The sequence below is a fragment of the Micromonospora sp. SD19 genome, assembly GCF_054462275.1.
This window is the reverse complement of sequence record NZ_JBTLMN010000007.1, coordinates 35,327-52,569: the sequence shown is the minus strand read 5'-3', so window position 1 is coordinate 52,569 and position 17,243 is coordinate 35,327. Positions and strand designations below refer to the sequence as shown.

Here is a 17,243-nt window from a genome sequence, read left to right as displayed (position 1 = left end):
GGCCATGGGGGCCAGAGACACCATTCGCACCGTTGTCCACCACGTCGTACCGCCGGCCGGGCTGACCCGCGCGCTGGCCGTGCAGGCCATGGTCGGAGCCGTCGGCAGCGGCCTGTTCCACGCCGGCAGCGCCGTCTTCTTCACCCGGGCACTCGGGCTCAGCGCCGCCCAGGTGGGGCTGGGCCTGTCCGTAGCGGCGGGGGTGTCGCTGCTCGGCACGGTGCCGCTGGGTGGGCTCACCGACCGGTACGGGCCGCAGCGGGTCTGGATCGTCGGGCTGGCACTGGACGCGGCGCTCTTCGCGACCTACCCGTTCGTCGGCGGCTTCACGGGTTTCCTCGCCGTGGTGGTGGCGCTGGCCGCCGTGGAGGCCGCGACCGGTGTGGCCCGGCAGGTCTACTCGATCAACGCGCTCCCCCCGGCCGAACGGGTCACGGCGATGGCGTACCAGCGCTCGTCGTTGAATGTCGGCTTCGGGCTCGGCGCGGTGATCAGCGGCGTGGTGCTGGCGGTCGACACGATGGCGGCCTACCGGGGGATGGTCTGGTTCATCGCGACGGTCTTCCTGGTGACGGCCCTCTTCGTGCGACGACTGCCCCGCCTGCCGCAGGTGGCCCGGCCGGTTGAGCCGATGAGTCGGCTCGCCGTGCTCCGGGACCGCCCGTTCATGGCGGCATCCCTGCTCTCCGGGCTGCTCACCGCGCACCAGACGCTCTACCTGACGGTGATGCCGCTCTGGATCCTCACCCACACCGACGCCCCGAAGACGGTGATCGCCGCCCTGGTGCTGCTCAACACGATCCTGATCGTGCTGCTCCAGGTACGCGCCAGCCGAGGCGCTGACACCGCGTCGGGCGCGGCCCGGGCCTCCCGCCGGGGCGCCCTGCTGATCGCCCTGTTCTGTCTGGTCCTGCCGATCTCCGGGCTGACCCGGGGCGGCCTCACCGTCGTGGTGCTGGTGGCCGCCGCGACGCTGCTGATCCTGGCTGAGCTGATCGAGTCGGCGGGCGCCTGGGGGCTCACCGCCACCCTGCCGCCGGCCGCCCAGCGCGGCGCGTACGTGGGGGCGTTCCGGCTCGGCTCCCAGGTGCAGTACTTGATCGCCCCGGCGGGGTTGACCGCGCTCGGGGTGAGCACCGGCGGCTGGGGTTGGTTACCGACGGCAGCGATCTTCGCGCTGGTCGGGCTGGCGATCGTGCCCGCCGTGGCCTGGGCCGAACGGACGCCGAGGCTGGGTTGCCAGGCCCCGGAGCCGGCGATGACCTCGGTCCCATAGTCCGGACCGGCCTTTCCACCCCCCGTTCCATCACGTAGGGTGACCTGGTCATGTGGCAGGCGCTGCTCCTCCTTAGCCGCCGCGACGAGGCCTGACCGGCCGGCACCTCGTCGCGGAGTCGCATCGCGCCGTCCAGCACATCTGAGTTTCCTCTCGGCACCGCCGCGCATCGTCGCCCGGCATCCGCCGACACCTTCCGATCTGCTGACGCCACATGTTCCAGGGAGCACTCTGAGATGGCTCAACCTGTCACCGACACCGAGTCCAATCCGTTCGCCCGGCAACGCCCCAGCCGGATGCCGTACCACCGCTACCAGCCCTACCAGGAGCAGTTCCGGGTCGACCTGCCGGACCGCACCTGGCCCACCCGCACCGTCGACGCCGCCCCCCGGTGGTGCGCGGTGGATCTCCGCGACGGCAACCAGGCCCTGATCGACCCGATGTCGCCGGAGCGCAAGCGCCGGATGTTCCAGCTGCTGGTCCAGATGGGCTACAAGGAGATCGAGGTCGGCTTCCCGTCGGCCAGCCAGACCGACTTCGACTTCGTCCGGCAGCTCATCGAGCAGGACATGATCCCCGAGGACGTCACCATCCAGGTGCTCACCCAGTGCCGGGAGCACCTGATCGACCGGACGTTCGAGTCGCTGCGCGGCGCCAAGCGGGCCATCGTGCACTTCTACAACTCGACCTCCACCCTGCAGCGGCGGGTGGTCTTCGGCCTGGACAAGGACGGCATCGCCGACATCGCCACCACCGGGGCGCGGCTCTGCCAGAAGTACGCGGAGATCCACACCCCGGACACCGAGATCTTCTACGAGTACTCGCCGGAGTCGTACACGGGCACCGAGCTGGAGTACGCGCTGGAGGTCTGCTCCCGGGTGATCGACGTGATCGACCCGACCCCCGACCGGCCGCTGATCATCAACCTGCCGGCCACCGTCGAGATGGCCACCCCCAACGTGTACGCCGACTCGATCGAGTGGATGCACCGGCACCTGCCGCGCCGGGACAGCGTGGTGCTGAGCCTGCACCCGCACAACGACCGGGGCACCGGCGTTGCCGCCGCCGAGCTGGGCCTGCTGGCCGGCGCGGACCGCATCGAGGGCTGCCTGTTCGGCAACGGTGAGCGCACCGGCAACGTCGACCTGGTGACCCTGGGGCTCAACATCTTCTCCCAGGGCATCGACCCGATGATCGACTTCTCGAACATCGACGAGATCCGGCGGGCGGTCGAGTACTGCAACCAGCTGCCGGTGCACGAGCGCCACCCGTACGCGGGCGACCTGGTCTACACCGCCTTCTCCGGCTCCCACCAGGACGCCATCAAGAAGGGCTTCGACGCCCTCGCCGCCGACGCGAAGGCGGCCGGCGTGCCGGTGGACGAGCACACCTGGGCGGTGCCGTACCTGCCGATCGACCCGAAGGACCTGGGCCGCACCTACGAGGCAGTGATCCGGGTCAACTCGCAGTCCGGCAAGGGCGGCGTCGCGTACATCATGAAGAGCGAGCACCAGCTGGACCTGCCGCGCCGGCTCCAGATCGAGTTCTCCGGGGTGGTGCAGCAGGTCACCGATCACGACGGCGGCGAGGTCGACCCGGCCGCCATGTGGGAGATCTTCGCGACGCACTACCTGCTCGACCACCAGCCCGACCCGGCGGTCCGGCTGGCCGGCTACACGATCGGCACGGCGGACGGCAAGGTCGAGATCGAGGCCCACGTCGGGGTGGGCGGCGAGCAGCGGTCCCTCGCCGCGGTCGGCAACGGCCCGATCGACGCGTACGTCAACGCGCTGCAGTCGGTCGACGTGGGCGTGCGGGTGCTCGACTACCACGAGCACGCGCTCTCCTCCGGCGGTGACGCGCAGGCCGCCGCGTACGTGGAGTGTGAGGTGGACGGGAAGACGGTCTGGGGTGTCGGCACCGACGCCAACATCGTCACCGCGTCGATCAAGGCGGTCACCAGCGCCGTCAACCGCGCACGTCGCTGATCCCAGGCGTCGCGTCCCCGAGGTGGTCCGCTACCTCGGGGGCGTGGCGGCGGGCAGCGAGTGGCAGGGCTGCGACGGCGGGGCTTCCCGGGGCGGTCGGTGGACCAGCACGAGGGCCAGCACCGCGCCGGCCAGCAGCAGCCCCGCGCACCAGACCAACGCCGCGCGGTACGCGTCGGTCAGGTCGGCCTTCTGCTCGTAGCCGGCGCCGGAGAGACCGACCAGCAGCGGCAGCGCCGCCACCGCGAGCAGGCCGCCGGCACGGGACGCGGCGTTGTTGAAGCCGCTGGCGACACCGGAGAAGCGGTCCTGCACGGCGGCCAGCACCGACGCCGTCAGCGGTGCCACCACCAGGGTCAGCCCGATGCCGAAGAGCAGCACGCCGGGCAGCACGTCGCGCCAGTACGACGCGCCCGGTCCGACTCCGCGCAGCAGCAGCAGACCGACGGCGGCGATCACCGGTCCGACGGCGAGGGGCAGGCGCGGGCCGATCCGCGCCGACAGCGCGCCGGCCCGCGCCGACCCGACCAACAGCAGCAGCGTCATCGGCAGCAACGCGATGCCGGTGCGGAAGGCCGACCACTCGACCACGTTCTGCAGGTAGACGGCGAAGAAGAAGGTGAAGCCGCCGAGGGCCGCGTAGACGACCACCGTGAAAAGGTTCAGCACCGAGAAGAGTCGGCTGCTGAACAGCCCGGTGGGCAGCATCGCGGCGTCGCCCCGCCGCCGCTCCAGCAGCACGAAGGCCACCGCGGCGAGCACACCGACCGCTGCCGCGATCAGCACCTCGGCGGAGTCGAACCCGCGAGCCGGCGCGTCGATCAGGGCGTAGGTGACGCCGGCGAGCGCGAGCGCTCCGAGGAGGGCTCCGGCGACGTCGAACCGACGTCGGGTCCGATCCCGTCCCTCGATCCGGGAGGCGCTCTCGTCCCGGCTCTCCGGCACCCAGCGCAGCGCGGCCAGCAGCACCAGCACGGCGATCGGCAGGTTGAGGAAGAAGATCCAGCGCCAGGAGAGCGCGTCGATGAGCCAGCCGCCGATGAACGGGCCCAGCGCGGTGGACACGCCGGACAGCCCGGCCCAGGCACCGATCGCGCGGCCCCGGTCGTCGGGGTGGAAGCTCGACTGGAGCACCGACAGCGACCCGGGCGTGAGCAGCGCGCCGCCGGCGCCCTGGAGGAACCGCGCTCCGATCAGCCAACCGGTGTCCTGGGCGAGCCCACAGAGCACGGAGGCGGCGGTGAACCAGACCACGCCGATGAGGAAGATGCGTCGCCGGCCGAAGCGGTCCCCCAGCGCACCACCGAGCAACACGAACGCCGCCAGCATCAGCAGATAGCCGTTGATGGTCCACTGGAGATCGGCGACGTTCGCGCCGAGATCCTGCCCGAGCCTCGGCAGCGCCACGTTGACGACAGTGCTGTCGAGGAAGACCATGCCAGAGGCGAGTACGGCGGCGAGCAGCGTGCCCCGGCCGGCGGTGGTGCCCATCCGGAGGGCTGCGGCCGGCACGGGTGCGGTCATCCCACCAATCTGCCTTGCATCATGTGGGAGACGCCACGAAACGCCGAAACCGTTCCCGGGTACTGTGCGCAATCGCCGGGAGCCCCCAAGCTGGAGAGGTGTCGTCTGTGCGTACCAGATCAGGACCGCGAGCGGCGGTGGCTGCGCTTGCCGCGGCGCTGGCGCTCGGCGTGGCCGGTTGCGTCCCGCCGGATGAGCCGGCCACCCCGCCGCCGAGTGACGGCGGCAACGCGGTGGAGCAGTTGAGCGAGCTCACCGTCGCCACCGCCGGCTCGATGAAGGGCTACAGCCGGGACCGCTTCCCGCACTGGCGGGACACCGGCAAGAACTGCGACGTCCGGGACAGCATCCTCCAGCGCGACGGCAAGGACGTGAAGCTCTCCGGCTGCAACGTGGTCGGTGGGCGCTGGGAGAGCGTGTACGACGGTCGCAGCTTCTCGGATCCCTCCGACGTGGACATCGATCACATGGTGCCGTTGGCCAACGCGTGGCGCTCGGGTGCCGACGAGTGGGACAACGCGAAGCGCGGCGACTTCGCCAACGACACCACCCGTCCGCAGCTGTTCGCGGTTTCCGCCTCGTCGAACCGGGCAAAGGGTGACCAGGACCCGTCCCAGTGGAAGCCGGCAAACCGATCGTACTGGTGCAAATACGCCCAGGATTGGGTGACGGTCAAGCACTACTGGCGGCTGACGGTGACCAGCGCCGAGAAGGCCGCACTGACCGACATGTTGGAGGGCTGTTGAGTGGGGAGCGAATCGTGACCGCCGCCGGGGAGGGCGTCCCGTCCGCCGCCGGCATGACCGCCGACGGCACCGCCGAGACTCCCGCCGCCGTGCCAGGTGCCGGCATGGTCGCGGATTCCGGCGGCGCGGCCGGCCCGCAGAGCCGCACCACCGACATCGTGCCCGGCCCGGGCGGCGTGATGACCGACGAGGTCGGCGTCGTCACCGGGGACCTGACGCTGCGCACCGAGTACGCGGACGGCAAGGTCACGGTGCGGGTGCAGTACAAGGACGCGGACGAGTGGTACGCGGTGACCGGCACGTCGGTCACGCTGGCCGACCCGGCCGGGCTGGACGCGGTGCACGGCGTCGCGGTGGGGCTGCTGAACCGCCCCGAGGGCTGACGACCGCCGGCACCGCGTCCTGCGGCTCAGACGTACGAACCGGGCTCGGTGGGCGCGGAGACCACGCCCGGCGCGTCCCCCTCGCCCTCGGGCCGGACGATCTGCGCGCTGACCCCGTGCGGACGCAGTTCGCCACTGGCGATCTGCTCGGCGAAGTGACACGCCACCCGGCTGCCACCGATCTCCCGCAACACCGGTCGCTCGTCGGCGCAGCGGGTGGGCTGCGCCCACGGGCAGCGCGTGTGGAAGCGGCAGCCGGACGGCGGGTTGGCCGGCGACGGCAGGTCACCGGCGAGCAGGATCCGCTCCCGGCGGTCCTCCACGTCCGGGTCCGGCACCGGCACCGCGGACATCAGCGCCCGCGTGTACGGGTGCAGCGGCTCGTTGTAGAGCCGGTCGCTCGGCGCCTCCTCGACCAACGCCCCCAGGTACATGACGCCGACCGTGTCGGAGATGTGCCGGACCACCGCGAGGTCGTGCGCGATCACCAGGTAGGTCAGCCCCAGGCTGTCCTGGAGTTCGTCCAGCAGGTTGACCACCTGGGCCTGGATCGACACGTCGAGCGCCGAGACCGGCTCGTCGGCGACGATCAGCTCCGGCCCGAGGACCAGCGCGCGGGCGATGCCGATGCGCTGCCGCTGCCCGCCGGAGAACTCGTGCGGGTAACGGGACAGCGCCCAGCGCGGCAGCCCGACCGCGTCCAGGGTCTCGCCGATGATCCGTCGACGGTCGGTGCGGTCGGCGCCGATCCCGTGGGTCTGCAGGCCCTCGGTCAGGATCGACTCGACGTTCTGCCGGGGGTCGAGACTGGACATCGGGTCCTGGAAGATCATCTGCATCCGGCGACGCATGCCGCGCAGCTTGCCGGGCGGCAGCGTGGTCAACTCGACACCGTCGAAGCTGACCTCACCGGCGGTCGGCGGGGTGAGCTGGAGCAGCGCCCGGCCCAACGTGGACTTGCCGCAGCCGGACTCACCCACCAGGCCGTACGTCTTGCCCCGCGCGATGCTCAGGTCGACCCCGTCGACGGCCTTCACCTGGCCGACCACCCGGTCGAAGAGCACCCCCCGTTTGATCGGGAAGTGCACCTTCAGATCGCGCACCTCGACGAGGACGTCGTTCTCGGTTCGCTCGCTACGCTCGCTCACGCTGATTCCTCCTCGCGCGGGGCGGGCACCGTGCCGGGCACCGGCTCCGGGTTCACGCACCGGTAGCTACGTCCGTCGTACGCCTGCACCAGCTCCGGCGGCTCGCCCACGCACTCGTCGATCCGTCGGGAGCAGCGCGGGGCGAAGGCACAACCGTCCGGCCAGGGCAGCAGGTCGCGGACCGAACCGGGGATCGGGTTGAGCTTCTCGCCCCGCCCGGCGTCCAGGCGCGGCACCGAACCGAGCAGACCCACCGTGTACGGGTGACGCGGCTGGCGGAACAGCGGGCGTCGGCGGGCCGTCTCCACCACCCGGCCGCCGTAGAGCACGTTCACGGTGTCGCACATGCCGGCCACCACGCCCAGATCGTGCGTGATCATCAACAGCGCGGTGCCGGAGTCCCGGACCAGTTCCTTCAGCAACTCCAGGATCTGGGCCTGGATGGTGACGTCGAGCGCGGTGGTCGGCTCGTCGGCGATCAGCAGCCGCGGCTGGCAGGCCACCGCCATCGCGATGAGCGCACGCTGACGCATCCCACCGGAGAGCTGGTGCGGGTACTCCTTCAGCCGCCGCTTCGGGTCGGGGATGCCGACCCGGTCGAGCAGCGCCGCCGCCTCCTTCGCCGCGGTCTCACCCTTCATCCCCCGGTGCCGGGTGAGCACCTCGGTCACCTGCAACCCGATCGGGATGACCGGGTTCAACGAGGAGAGCGGATCCTGGAAGATCATCGCGATGTCCCGACCCCGGATGTCCCGCCGCGACCGGTCGTCGAGCTGGAGCAGGTCGGTGCCGTCGAAGACGGCCTTGCCGCCGACCCGCAGGCCCGGCTGCTTGGGCAACAGACCCATGATCGCGAGCGAGGTGACGCTCTTGCCGCAGCCGGACTCACCGACCAGGCCGACCACCTCACCGGCGTCGACCGAGAAGGACACCCCGTCGACAGCGTGCACGGCCCGCTGACCGCGGCGGGCGAACGTGACGGCGAGATCTTCAACTTCGAGCAGTGCCATCAGGGGCCTACTTCCGCAGCTTCGGGTCGAGGGCCTCACGCATCGCCTCACCCAGCAGGGTGAAGCCGAGCGCGGTGATGATGATCGCGACCGCCGGGTAGATCGCCAGCGACGGCCGGATGCCGAGGTACTGCTGCGCGTCGGCGAGCATGACCCCCCACTCCGGTACGGCGGTGTCCGGGTTACCCAGACCGAGGAACGACAACGCCGCAGCCTCGATGATCGCGGTGGCCAGAGTCAGGGTGGCCTGCACGATCACCGGGGCGAGCGAGTTCGGCACCACGTGGGTCAGCGCGATCTTCGACTTCTTGACGCCGAGCGAGGTGGCCGCCAGCACGTAGTCGCTGTTGGCCTGCGAGATCATCGAGCCGCGCAGCAGCCGGGCGAACACCGGCACCGAGACCACACCGACAGCGATCATCACAGTGGTCAGGCTGGCCCCGAGCAGGGCGGCGATGCTCACCGCCAGCAGCAGGCTCGGCATCGCCAGCAGCATGTCGATGAAGCGCATCAGGGTGGTGTCGACCCACCGCCCCCACCGGCCGCCGAGACCGGCCGCGGCACCGGAGATGCCACCGATCAGCGCGCCGATGGCCAGACCGATCAGGGTGGAGACCACACCGACCAGCAGGGTCTGACGGGCTCCCACGATCATGCGGCTGAACTCGTCACGGCCCTGGTGGTCGTAACCGAACCAGTGATCGCCGTCGGGCCCGGGGATGACACCCGGCTTGATCAGCCCTTCCCGGATACCGATCGTGTCCGTCGGCGCGTACGGCACGAGGAACGGGCCGAGCACCGCTACCAACACGAAGAGCGCCAGGATGACCGCGCCGACGATCGCGGCCGGGTTGCCGCGCAGCCGCCGGAACGCCTCCTGCCAGAGGCTGACACCCCGCTCGTCGTCGCGGGCGGCCAGTTCGGAGAGCCGGTCGATCTTTTCGCGCTTCTTGCCCGGGCTGAGGGTCATCGCACCCTCACCCTCGGGTCGATGAAGCTGTAGGAGAGATCAACCAGGAGGTTCACCAGCACGTACACCACCGCGATGATCAGGATGAAGCCCATCAGCACCGGATAGTCGCGCTGGCCGATGGCCTCGGCGACGAACGCTCCGATGCCACTGAAGGCGAAGACGGTCTCGGTCAGCACGGCGCCGGAGAGCAGGCCGCCCGCGAGCAGACCGATCGAGGTGGCCACCGGCAGCATGGCGTTGCGCAGGACGTGCCGGCGACGGACCGTCTGCTCGGTCAGGCCCTTCGCCTCGGCGGTGCGTACGAAGTCTTCGTTGAGCACCTCGAGCACGCTCGCCCGGGTGATCCGGACGATGATCGCCAGCGGGATGCTGGCCAGCGCGATGGCGGGCAGCACCAGATGCCAGAGGGCGTCGGCTGCGGCGTCCCACTCCCGGGTCATCAACCCGTCGAGGACGAAGAAGTTGGTCACCCGGGTCGCCCCGAGCGTCGGGTCCTGCCGGCCGCTGGACGGGAACCAGTGCAGGTTCTCCGAGAAGATCGCTTTGAGCACGTAGCCCAGGAAGAAGACCGGGATGCAGATGCCGATCAGCGAGCCGCCCACAGACGCGTGGTCCAGGAAGCGGCCGCGACGACGGGCGGCCAGGTAGCCCAGCGGGATGCCGACACCGATCGCAATGATCATCGCGGTGATGGTCAGCTCGACGGTACCGGGGAAGCGCTCGATGAACTCCGTGGTGACCGCCCGCTTGGTGGAGGTCGAGGTGCCCAGATCGAGCTTGATCATCCGCCGTACGAAGCGGCCGTACTGGACCAGGATGGGCTCGTCGAGCCCCATGTTGCGGCGAATCGCGGCCCGCATCTCGGGGGTGCCGCGCTCGCCGAGGATGGCGGTCTCGGGGCCGCCGGGGAGACGGCGGAGCCAGATGAAGAGCAGGAGGGAGAGCCCGAACAGCGTGGGTATCAGCTGAAGCAGGCGCCTGACGATGAACCGGAACACGGCGGCCTCGAAGGGGTGCGGAGGGTTGCGGGCGGGCGCTGTGCGACAGCGCCCGCCCGCGTTCCTTGCTGCGTCAGATCAGGACTTACTTGAACTCGGCGGTGGCGAAACGCTCGTCGGTGAGCGGGCTCGCCTTGACGCCGGTCACGTCCTTGCCGAACACGATCGCCGGCGGCGAGTGCGAGATCGGCACACCGGGCAGGAACTCCATCACGGACTTGTTCAGGGCCTTGTACTTCTCGGTACGGGCCGCGATGTCCGCGGTGGTGTCCGCGTCCTTGAACTGGTCGAACAGGGCCTTGTTGTTGAAGCCCCACTCGTCCTTCGGCCGGTCGAAGAAGGTGCCGATGAAGTTGTAGGCGTCGCCGTAGTCACCGGTCCAGCCCAGGAAGTGGATGTCGTGCTTGCTACCCGAGGTGGTGGCGTTCAGGTAGTCCGGGCTCCACTTCAGCGGGATCGCCTCGACGGTGATGCCAACGGCCTTCAGGTCCGCCGAGAGCAACTCGAAGATGTCCTTCGGGTTCGGCATGTACGGCCGGGTGACCTCGGTCGGGTAGTGGAACTTCAGGGTCAGGTTCGACGCGCCCGCCTCGGCCAGCAGCGCCTTCGCCTTGGCCGGGTCGTAGGTGTACTTCGGAACGTCGCCGTTCCAGCCCTCGACGGTGTCCGGCATGAAGTTGTCGGCGACCTTTGCGCCCGGCGGCAGCTTGGAGGTGACCAGCTGCTCACGGTTCAGGGCGTACGCGATGGCCTGCCGGACCCGGAGGTCGGCGAGCTTCGGGTTGCCCTTCTGGTTGATCGCCAGGTAGAGCACGTTGAACGCCGGGCGGGTGAGCATGTTGAAGCCCTCGGACTTCAGCGGCTCGACGTCGGCCGGGCCAACCAGGTCGTAACCCTGGATGTCACCGGAGCGCAGCGCCTGCTTGCGGGCGTTCTCGTCCGAGATCGTCTTGAAGATGAGGGTCTTCAGCTTGGCCTTGGGGCCCGAGTAGTCCTCGTTGCGCTCCAGGGTCAGCGTCTTGTTCGCGACGTCCCAGGCCTTGAACTTGAACGGGCCGGTGCCGGTCGGGTGCTCCGTCGCGTACGCCGGGTACTTGATGTCCTCGGCGCTGCCCGCGACGTTGCTGGCGTCGAACTCCTGCAGCGCCTTCGGGCTGTGGATGGAGAACGAGGGGAGCATCAGCGCGGCCGGGATCTTGCTGGAGACCCGGGTGAACGAGAGGTCCACAGTGGTCGCGTCCTTGGCGGTGCACGACTTGAAGAGGCTCGGCGGAAGGTCCGCGTTCTCGTTGTTGGCGAAGCCGCCCATGACGTCCTGCCAGTACGCGGTGACGTCCGGGCTCTGCATGAGGCCCTTGGCGTTGTACCAGCGGTTGAAGTTGACGCAGACGGCCTCGGCGTTGAAGTCGGTGCCGTCGTGGAACTTCACGCCCGAGCGGAGCTTGAAGGTCCAGGTGGTGCCGGCGGCGTCCGGGGTCCAGGACTCGGCCAGGCCGGGGGTGACCTTCGTGCCACCCTCCTCCGGCCGGACCAGGGTCTCGAAGACCTGACGCGCCACACGCAGCGACTCACCGTCGCTGGCGAAGCTCGGGTCGAGCACCTTCGGGTCTCCGGCGACGCCGAAGACGAGGGTGTCCTTCTTGCTTCCACCGGATTTGTCGTCGCGGTTGCTCTCGGCGCAGCCTGCTACCGCGAGGGCCGCGACCGCGACGGCCGCGATCGCGACCTTCGGCCTGGGTGCACGCATGTGTGCTTCACCTCGTCCTTGGGGGTACGGACAACGTGGTGACAGGGGTCACCGATGGCGGTGACCATAGCTCCCGATGCGACCAGCCGGAAACAGCCGGGTGGACTGTTGGTATCGGATCGTGCCTCAACCGCCGCTTGACATTCGATTCGTAGGTAAACGGCGGCCAAAACCGATCAATCAGCACCCGCGATGCCAAACTGTTACGTCGAACAGCCCCGATGAGGGCACAGGTGTCAGATCATTTCCGGGCAGGGACACAGCGGTGGCCGGCACCCACCCGGGTGCCGGCCACCGGTCGTACGCCAGGGGGTCAGACCGCGCGACGCCCCTCGAAGGCCCGACCGAGGGTGATCTCGTCGGCGTACTCCAGGTCGCCGCCGACCGGCAGCCCGCTGGCCAGCCGGGTCACCGAGATGCCCATCGGCTTCACCATCAACGCCAGGTAGGTCGCTGTCGCCTCGCCCTCGGTGTTCGGGTCCGTGGCCAGGATCAGCTCCCGCACCCCGCCGCCACCGAGCCGGATCATCAGCTCCCGGATGCGCAGATTGTCCGGGCCGATCCCCTCCAGCGGATTGATCGCACCGCCCAGCACGTGGTAGCGACCGCGGAACTCACCAGTCCGCTCGATGGCCACCACGTCCTTGGGCTCCTCCACCACGCACAGCACCTCGTCGGTGCGGCGCGGGTCGCGGCAGATCCGGCACTGCTCGGACTCGGCCACGTTGTAGCAGGTAGTGCAGAACCGGACCAGCTCCTTGACCTTGCGCAGCGCGCCGGCCAGCCGGTTGACGTCGGCCGGATCCGCCGAGAGAACGTGGAACGCGATCCGCTGAGCGCTCTTCGGACCCACGCCCGGCAGCCGACCCAGTTCGTCGATCAGATCCTGGATGGCACCTTCGTACATCTGCCGGCTCAGAAACCGGGCAGGCCGAGGCCGCCCATGCCGCCGGCGACCGGGCCCATCTTGCGCTCGGTCAGCTCCCGGGCCGCCTCGGCGGCATTGTGCACGGCCGCGATGACCAGATCCTCCAGCGTCTCCACGTCCTCCGGGTCGACGGCCTTCGGGTCGATCTTGATGGCCTTCAGCTCACCGGAGCCGGAGACGGTCGCGGTGACCAGCCCGCCACCGGCGGTGCCGGTCAGCTCGGCCTCGGCCAGCTCGGCCTGCGCGGCGGCGATCTGCTGCTGCATCTTCTGCGCCTGCTTCAGCATCTGCTGCATGTTCGGCTGTCCACCTGGGCGCACGGGATGGCTCCTTCTCGCACTCGTCTGCTCGACCGCCGCTCAGCCTATCCGCTGGGACCGACCTCGCCCCGCCCGGTGCGTCCGCCCACGCCGGCGCTCCGGGTACGGCTACCCCTACCCCGAACCGGCCATCTGGTGGTAGTGCGCCCACCGCCGTCGCACTGGTCTGCTCGGGGTATGAACCTCACCCGTACTGGCCGGGTCGGCGCGCTGTGCTGGCTGGCGGCCGCGCCCGTCTTTCTGGTCGCCAGTCTGGTCACCGGGCTGCGCTGGCGCGAGCCGACCTACAGCTGGGCCACCCACAACATCAGCGACCTCGGCAACGTCCACTGCGGCAGCTGGGACACCACCCGCCCCCGCTACGTCTGCTCGCCGTGGCATCCGCTGATGAACACCGCGACCCTGGCCACCGCCGTACTGCTCGCCGTCGGGCTCCTGCTGACCTGGCGGATCCTCGGCCGCGGCCCGGTGGTGCGGTCGGCTCAGACCCTCCTGTTGCTGGCCGCCGGCGGATACGCCCTAGCGGCCGGTTACCCGGCCGACGTCGACGAGAACCTGCACGTTCTCGGCGCATTCCTGATCATGGGTCTGGGCAACGTCGGTCTGCTCCTCGCCGGCTTCGCCCCGAGCGGCACGACACTGGGCCGGTACCGACGACTCACCCTCACCGCAGGGCTCATCGCGCTGGTCGGGACGGCATTGTTCGCCGCCCAGCAGGGCCTGGGAATCGGGGTAGGCGGCATGGAACGAATAGCCGTCCTACCCTTCCCCCTCTGGGCCTGCTGCCTGGGAGTCTCGCTGGCCGAACCCCCTCCCCTGCGCGATCTTGCACTTTCCGCGCCGACACCGGAGGGCATTCTGCCCATCTCGACAACCGAAACTGCAAGATCGGGGAGCTGAGGGCGGGGCGGGGGCTAGCGGGCGTCGACTTCGTTGATCTTCTCGGCGCCGAAGGTCTCCCGGAGCAGCCGTACCGCCTGCTCCTCGCTCGACTCCCGCGCGGTCTTCTCGTCGATGATCTCGTCCAACGGCTCGTCGCCCGGGTCGAACCCCTCATAGACCGGGGTCGCCGCCGGTGCCGCGCCGCCGGGCCGGCCGGCTCGCGTCGGACCATCGAAGTCCGGATCGTAGGGCGGCTCGCCGGCCCATTCGGCGTCCGCGATGGGCCGGGCCGCCGCTCCGGTACGCGCACCGCGCCCCGCCGCCGCCGCGCGAGCCGCGGCGATGGCGCTGCTCACCGGGGCACCACCGGCTGTCGCCGGCTGCCGGGCCGCCGGCGTCGGGTTACCCCGCCCGCCCGGCCTACCGCCACCGGCCGCCGCCCCGGGACCACCCGAACCGCCGGGTCCGGCACCGTTCGCACCGCCGCCGCCGTTGGTGCCGGTGCCGTTGGTACCGCCGCCGTTGGTGCCGCTGCCGTTCGCGCCCCCGCCGTACGCGCCGGTCGACGCCGATGCAGGCTGGGAGCCGTCCGGGCTCGACCCGCTGCCGGCCGACGCGCCGCCGGGTCGGGCGGCCTCCGGCCAGTCCTCGTCATCCGTCGCCTCGGCGACGGGCGCACCGCCGCCGGGGCGGGCCGCCTCCGGCCAGTCGCCCTCGTCGTCCGCCGCCGGGGCGGACGGCACCGCACCCTGACCACCGCTACCCGCGCCGACACCGCCCCGCGAAGCCGGGCCGGCAGCGCCGGTCGGGTTCACCGCAGCGTTCGACCCTGACGCAGGGTCGAAGCCTGACGCGGGGTTCGAGCCCGGCGCGGGGTTGAAGCCAGAGGCAGGGTTCGAGCCCGGCGCAGCGTTCGACCCTGACGCAGGGTTGGAGCCCGGCGCAGGGTTCGAGCCAGGCGCAGCGTTGAGGCCTGACGCAGGGTTCAAGCCCGGCGCGGAGTTCGAGCCCGGCGCACCGTTCGACCCTGACGCAGGGTCGAAGCCTGACGCGGAGTTCGAGCCCGGCGCAGGGTTGAAGCCAGAGGCAGGGTTCGAGCCCGGCGCGGAGGGCGAGCCAGGGGCGTTCGAGTTCGGAACGGCTGGCGGCGCGCTCGTCGGGCCGACCGTCGGGGTCGCGGCGGGCGGGGCTGCGGAGCGGGCCGGGGCGGCGGGTTGCGAGCGCGGAGGGCCGGACAGCGACGCGCCACCGCGCTCGCCGGCCACCTCACACCGGATCTGCCAGCGCCCGCCCAACTCCTCGTAGAGCGCGTCGGTGAGCACCGCCGCGTGGTCGGCCATCATCTTGGCCAGCACTGTGGACTTCACCGTCAGGACCAGCATGTCGCCGTCGAGTTCACGGACCACCGCGTCCCGCATCAGGGCGGCGATCCGCTTGTTGGTCCGGTTGACCTTGCCGACCACGTCGGGCCAGACGCGGCGCACCGCGACCGCGTCCAGCGCGGGGGCCGGTGCCCCCGGGCGGGGCGGCGCGGGCGTGGCCGGGTCGGGAAGCACCGCCGACGGTGGCACCACGCGACGCGGGGCCGGCCCGGCGGGCGAGACGGGGACGGTCGGGTCAGCGGCGGCCGAGCCGGTCGACGCGCCCGGGGACGCCGGGATCGGCGAGTCGGCCGTCGACACGTACGAGGCCGGCGCACCGGAGGTCGGAGCACCCGAGCTGGGAGCGCTTGACATCGAAGCGCCGGAGGCGGGTGCCCCGGTGGCCGAGGCGGCCGGCGCGGGAGCACCCGGGGCCGCAGCGCCCCGGATCGGGGACGCGGCCGGGTCGACCTCCCACGGCGGGGCGGAGGTCGGGGCGTTCGCGGGGGTGGCGGCAGCCGGGACCGGTGCGGCGGGCTGTGGGCGTACCCCTGGGTGGTTCGCGGGCGCGGAGGCGGCGGCTGCCGACGGCGCGTCGGTGCCGCCCAGGGTGAGCCGGCGTTCCATCCGTTCCAGGCGCTGGAGGAGGCCGCCGGTGGAGTCGTCGACGCCGGGCAGCAGCATCCGGGCGCAGATCAGCTCCAGCAGCAGGCGGGGCGCTGTGGTGCCGCGCATCTCCACCAGGCCGTCGTGCACGATGTCGGCGCAACGGGAGAGCGTGGCCGGGCCGAGTTGCGAGGCCTGGGCGGCCATCCGCTCGATCTGGTCGGCCGGACCGTCGATCAGGCCCTTCGCGGCGGCGTCCGGCACCTGCTGGAGCACGATCAGGTCGCGCAGCCGTTCCAGCAGGTCGGAGGCGAACCGGCGCGGGTCGTGACCGGCCTCGGCGACCCGGTCGACGGTGGCGTACGCGGCGGCGCCGTCCCCGGCGGCCAGCGCGTCGCACATCTCGTCGATCAACGCGGCGTCGGTGACCCCGAGCAGCGCGGCGGCCCGGGCATAGGTGACCCCCTCCGGGCCGGCCCCGGCGATGAGCTGGTCGAGCACGGAGAGGCTGTCCCGGGCGCTGCCGCCGCCGGCGCGGACCACCAGCGGGAAGACCGCCGGCTCGACGGCGACGCCCTCGGCCTGGGTGAGCTGCTCCAGGTACGGGCGGAGCACCTTCGGCGGGATCAGCCGGAACGGGTAGTGGTGGGTCCGCGACCGGATCGTCCCGAGGACCTTCTCCGGCTCGGTGGTGGCGAAGATGAACTTGACGTACTCCGGAGGCTCCTCGACCAGCTTGAGCAGGGCGTTGAAGCCCTGGGTCGAGACCATGTGCGCCTCGTCGATGACGTAGATCTTGAAGCGGCTGCTGGCTGGCGCGAAGAAGGCGCGCTCGCGCAGCTCACGGGCGTCGTCGACACCACCGTGGCTGGCCGCGTCGATCTCGATCACGTCGATCGAGCCGGCACCGTCGGTGGCCAGCGAGCGGCAGGACTCACACTTGCCGCACGGCTCCGGGGTGGGGCCCTGCTCACAGTTGAGCGACCGGGCCAGGATCCGGGCGCTGGAGGTCTTGCCGCAGCCGCGTGGGCCGGAGAAGAGGTAGGCGTGGTTGAGCCGTCCGCTGCGCAGCGCCTGCGACAGCGGCTCGGTCACGTGCTCCTGACCGATGACCTCAGCGAAGGTACGCGGCCGGTACTTGCGGTAGAGCGCCAGCGTCACTCGTCCCGCCTCCTCTCGACCGAGCCATTCTGCGCCGGTCGGGCGCGGGTGACCACCCACCCCGCCGCGGCGCCCGGGCCTACGGACTTGATCGACTCGGCTTCCTGGCCGCCGCGCTTGATCGACTCGGCTTCCTGGAAACCGCGGTGTCCGTCTGGCCGGGACACCGCGACATCATGAATGTCGAGTGGA

15 protein-coding genes are annotated in these 17,243 nt (G+C 70.9%); 5 read left to right on the top strand and 10 right to left on the bottom strand.

The features are described 5' to 3' along the window. Positions 1-4: 4 nt before the first annotated feature. Together ACX27O_RS22260 and leuA are read left to right on the top strand one after the other, a co-directional pair. Positions 5-1,276, top strand: coding sequence for an MFS transporter (locus tag ACX27O_RS22260; RefSeq protein ID WP_387220167.1), 1,272 nt, complete (start codon positions 5-7; stop codon positions 1,274-1,276). A 236-nt stretch (positions 1,277-1,512) separates the two neighbouring features. Beyond that, positions 1,513-3,264: a 2-isopropylmalate synthase gene (gene leuA, locus ACX27O_RS22255; protein WP_030328119.1), complete on the top strand. Its 1,752-nt coding sequence runs from the start codon at positions 1,513-1,515 to the stop codon at positions 3,262-3,264. 30 nt (positions 3,265-3,294) lie between these two features. Here leuA and ACX27O_RS22250 read toward each other — a convergent pair whose 3' ends face one another. Next, positions 3,295-4,788: an MFS transporter gene (locus tag ACX27O_RS22250; protein ID WP_357636153.1), complete on the bottom strand. Its 1,494-nt coding sequence runs from the start codon at positions 4,786-4,788 to the stop codon at positions 3,295-3,297. 107 nt (positions 4,789-4,895) lie between these two features. Between ACX27O_RS22250 and ACX27O_RS22245 the strand changes: the two genes are divergently transcribed. Both ACX27O_RS22245 and ACX27O_RS22240 read left to right on the top strand, forming a co-directional pair. Then, positions 4,896-5,534: an HNH endonuclease family protein gene (locus tag ACX27O_RS22245; RefSeq protein ID WP_210859005.1), complete on the top strand. Its 639-nt coding sequence runs from the start codon at positions 4,896-4,898 to the stop codon at positions 5,532-5,534. Then, on the top strand, positions 5,528-5,917 hold the full coding sequence (locus ACX27O_RS22240; protein WP_210859008.1) for a hypothetical protein: 390 nt from the start codon (positions 5,528-5,530) through the stop codon (positions 5,915-5,917). Before ACX27O_RS22245 ends, ACX27O_RS22240 begins: the two co-directional genes overlap by 7 nt. A gap of 26 nt (positions 5,918-5,943) precedes the next feature. On the opposite strand, the gene ACX27O_RS22235 is transcribed toward ACX27O_RS22240, so the two are convergent. The 7 genes from ACX27O_RS22235 to ACX27O_RS22205 form a co-directional block, all read right to left on the bottom strand. Continuing rightward, positions 5,944-7,065 (bottom strand): ABC transporter ATP-binding protein, encoded by a 1,122-nt coding sequence (locus tag ACX27O_RS22235; RefSeq protein WP_030328126.1) that lies wholly within the window; start codon positions 7,063-7,065, stop codon positions 5,944-5,946. Beyond that, entirely contained in the window at positions 7,062-8,075 is a 1,014-nt protein-coding gene (locus tag ACX27O_RS22230) for an ABC transporter ATP-binding protein (protein WP_030328128.1), read from the bottom strand. The genes ACX27O_RS22235 and ACX27O_RS22230 overlap by 4 nt, the downstream gene beginning before the upstream one ends. Before the next feature lie 7 nt (positions 8,076-8,082). Beyond that, on the bottom strand, positions 8,083-9,045 hold the full coding sequence (locus tag ACX27O_RS22225; RefSeq protein WP_030328130.1) for an ABC transporter permease: 963 nt from the start codon (positions 9,043-9,045) through the stop codon (positions 8,083-8,085). Next, positions 9,042-10,046 carry an ABC transporter permease gene (locus tag ACX27O_RS22220; RefSeq protein ID WP_030328131.1) on the bottom strand — a complete coding sequence of 335 codons (1,005 nt, stop codon included), beginning with the start codon at positions 10,044-10,046 and terminating at the stop codon, positions 9,042-9,044. The genes ACX27O_RS22225 and ACX27O_RS22220 overlap by 4 nt, the downstream gene beginning before the upstream one ends. 85 nt (positions 10,047-10,131) lie before the next feature. Then, positions 10,132-11,793 carry an ABC transporter substrate-binding protein gene (locus tag ACX27O_RS22215; protein WP_030328133.1) on the bottom strand — a complete coding sequence of 554 codons (1,662 nt, stop codon included), beginning with the start codon at positions 11,791-11,793 and terminating at the stop codon, positions 10,132-10,134. A 313-nt stretch (positions 11,794-12,106) separates the two neighbouring features. Then, the gene (gene recR / locus ACX27O_RS22210) at positions 12,107-12,700 is read right to left on the bottom strand and encodes a recombination mediator RecR (protein WP_030328135.1); all 594 of its coding nucleotides are present in this window, start codon (positions 12,698-12,700) and stop codon (positions 12,107-12,109) included. An 8-nt stretch (positions 12,701-12,708) separates the two neighbouring features. Continuing rightward, positions 12,709-13,017, bottom strand: a complete 309-nt coding sequence (locus tag ACX27O_RS22205) for a YbaB/EbfC family nucleoid-associated protein (RefSeq protein ID WP_030328137.1) — start codon at positions 13,015-13,017, stop codon at positions 12,709-12,711. A gap of 201 nt (positions 13,018-13,218) precedes the next feature. On the opposite strand from ACX27O_RS22205, the gene ACX27O_RS22200 reads away from it, so the two are divergent. Continuing rightward, entirely contained in the window at positions 13,219-13,941 is a 723-nt protein-coding gene (locus ACX27O_RS22200; RefSeq protein WP_458940024.1) for a DUF998 domain-containing protein, read from the top strand. A gap of 14 nt (positions 13,942-13,955) precedes the next feature. Here the strand turns inward: ACX27O_RS22200 and ACX27O_RS22195 are convergent, their stop codons facing one another. Further along, the gene (locus ACX27O_RS22195; protein ID WP_458940023.1) at positions 13,956-17,051 is read right to left on the bottom strand and encodes a DNA polymerase III subunit gamma and tau; all 3,096 of its coding nucleotides are present in this window, start codon (positions 17,049-17,051) and stop codon (positions 13,956-13,958) included. Then, on the bottom strand, positions 17,048-17,218 hold the full coding sequence (locus tag ACX27O_RS22190) for a hypothetical protein (RefSeq protein WP_458940022.1): 171 nt from the start codon (positions 17,216-17,218) through the stop codon (positions 17,048-17,050). Before ACX27O_RS22190 ends, ACX27O_RS22195 begins: the two co-directional genes overlap by 4 nt. Positions 17,219-17,243 lie beyond the last annotated feature (25 nt).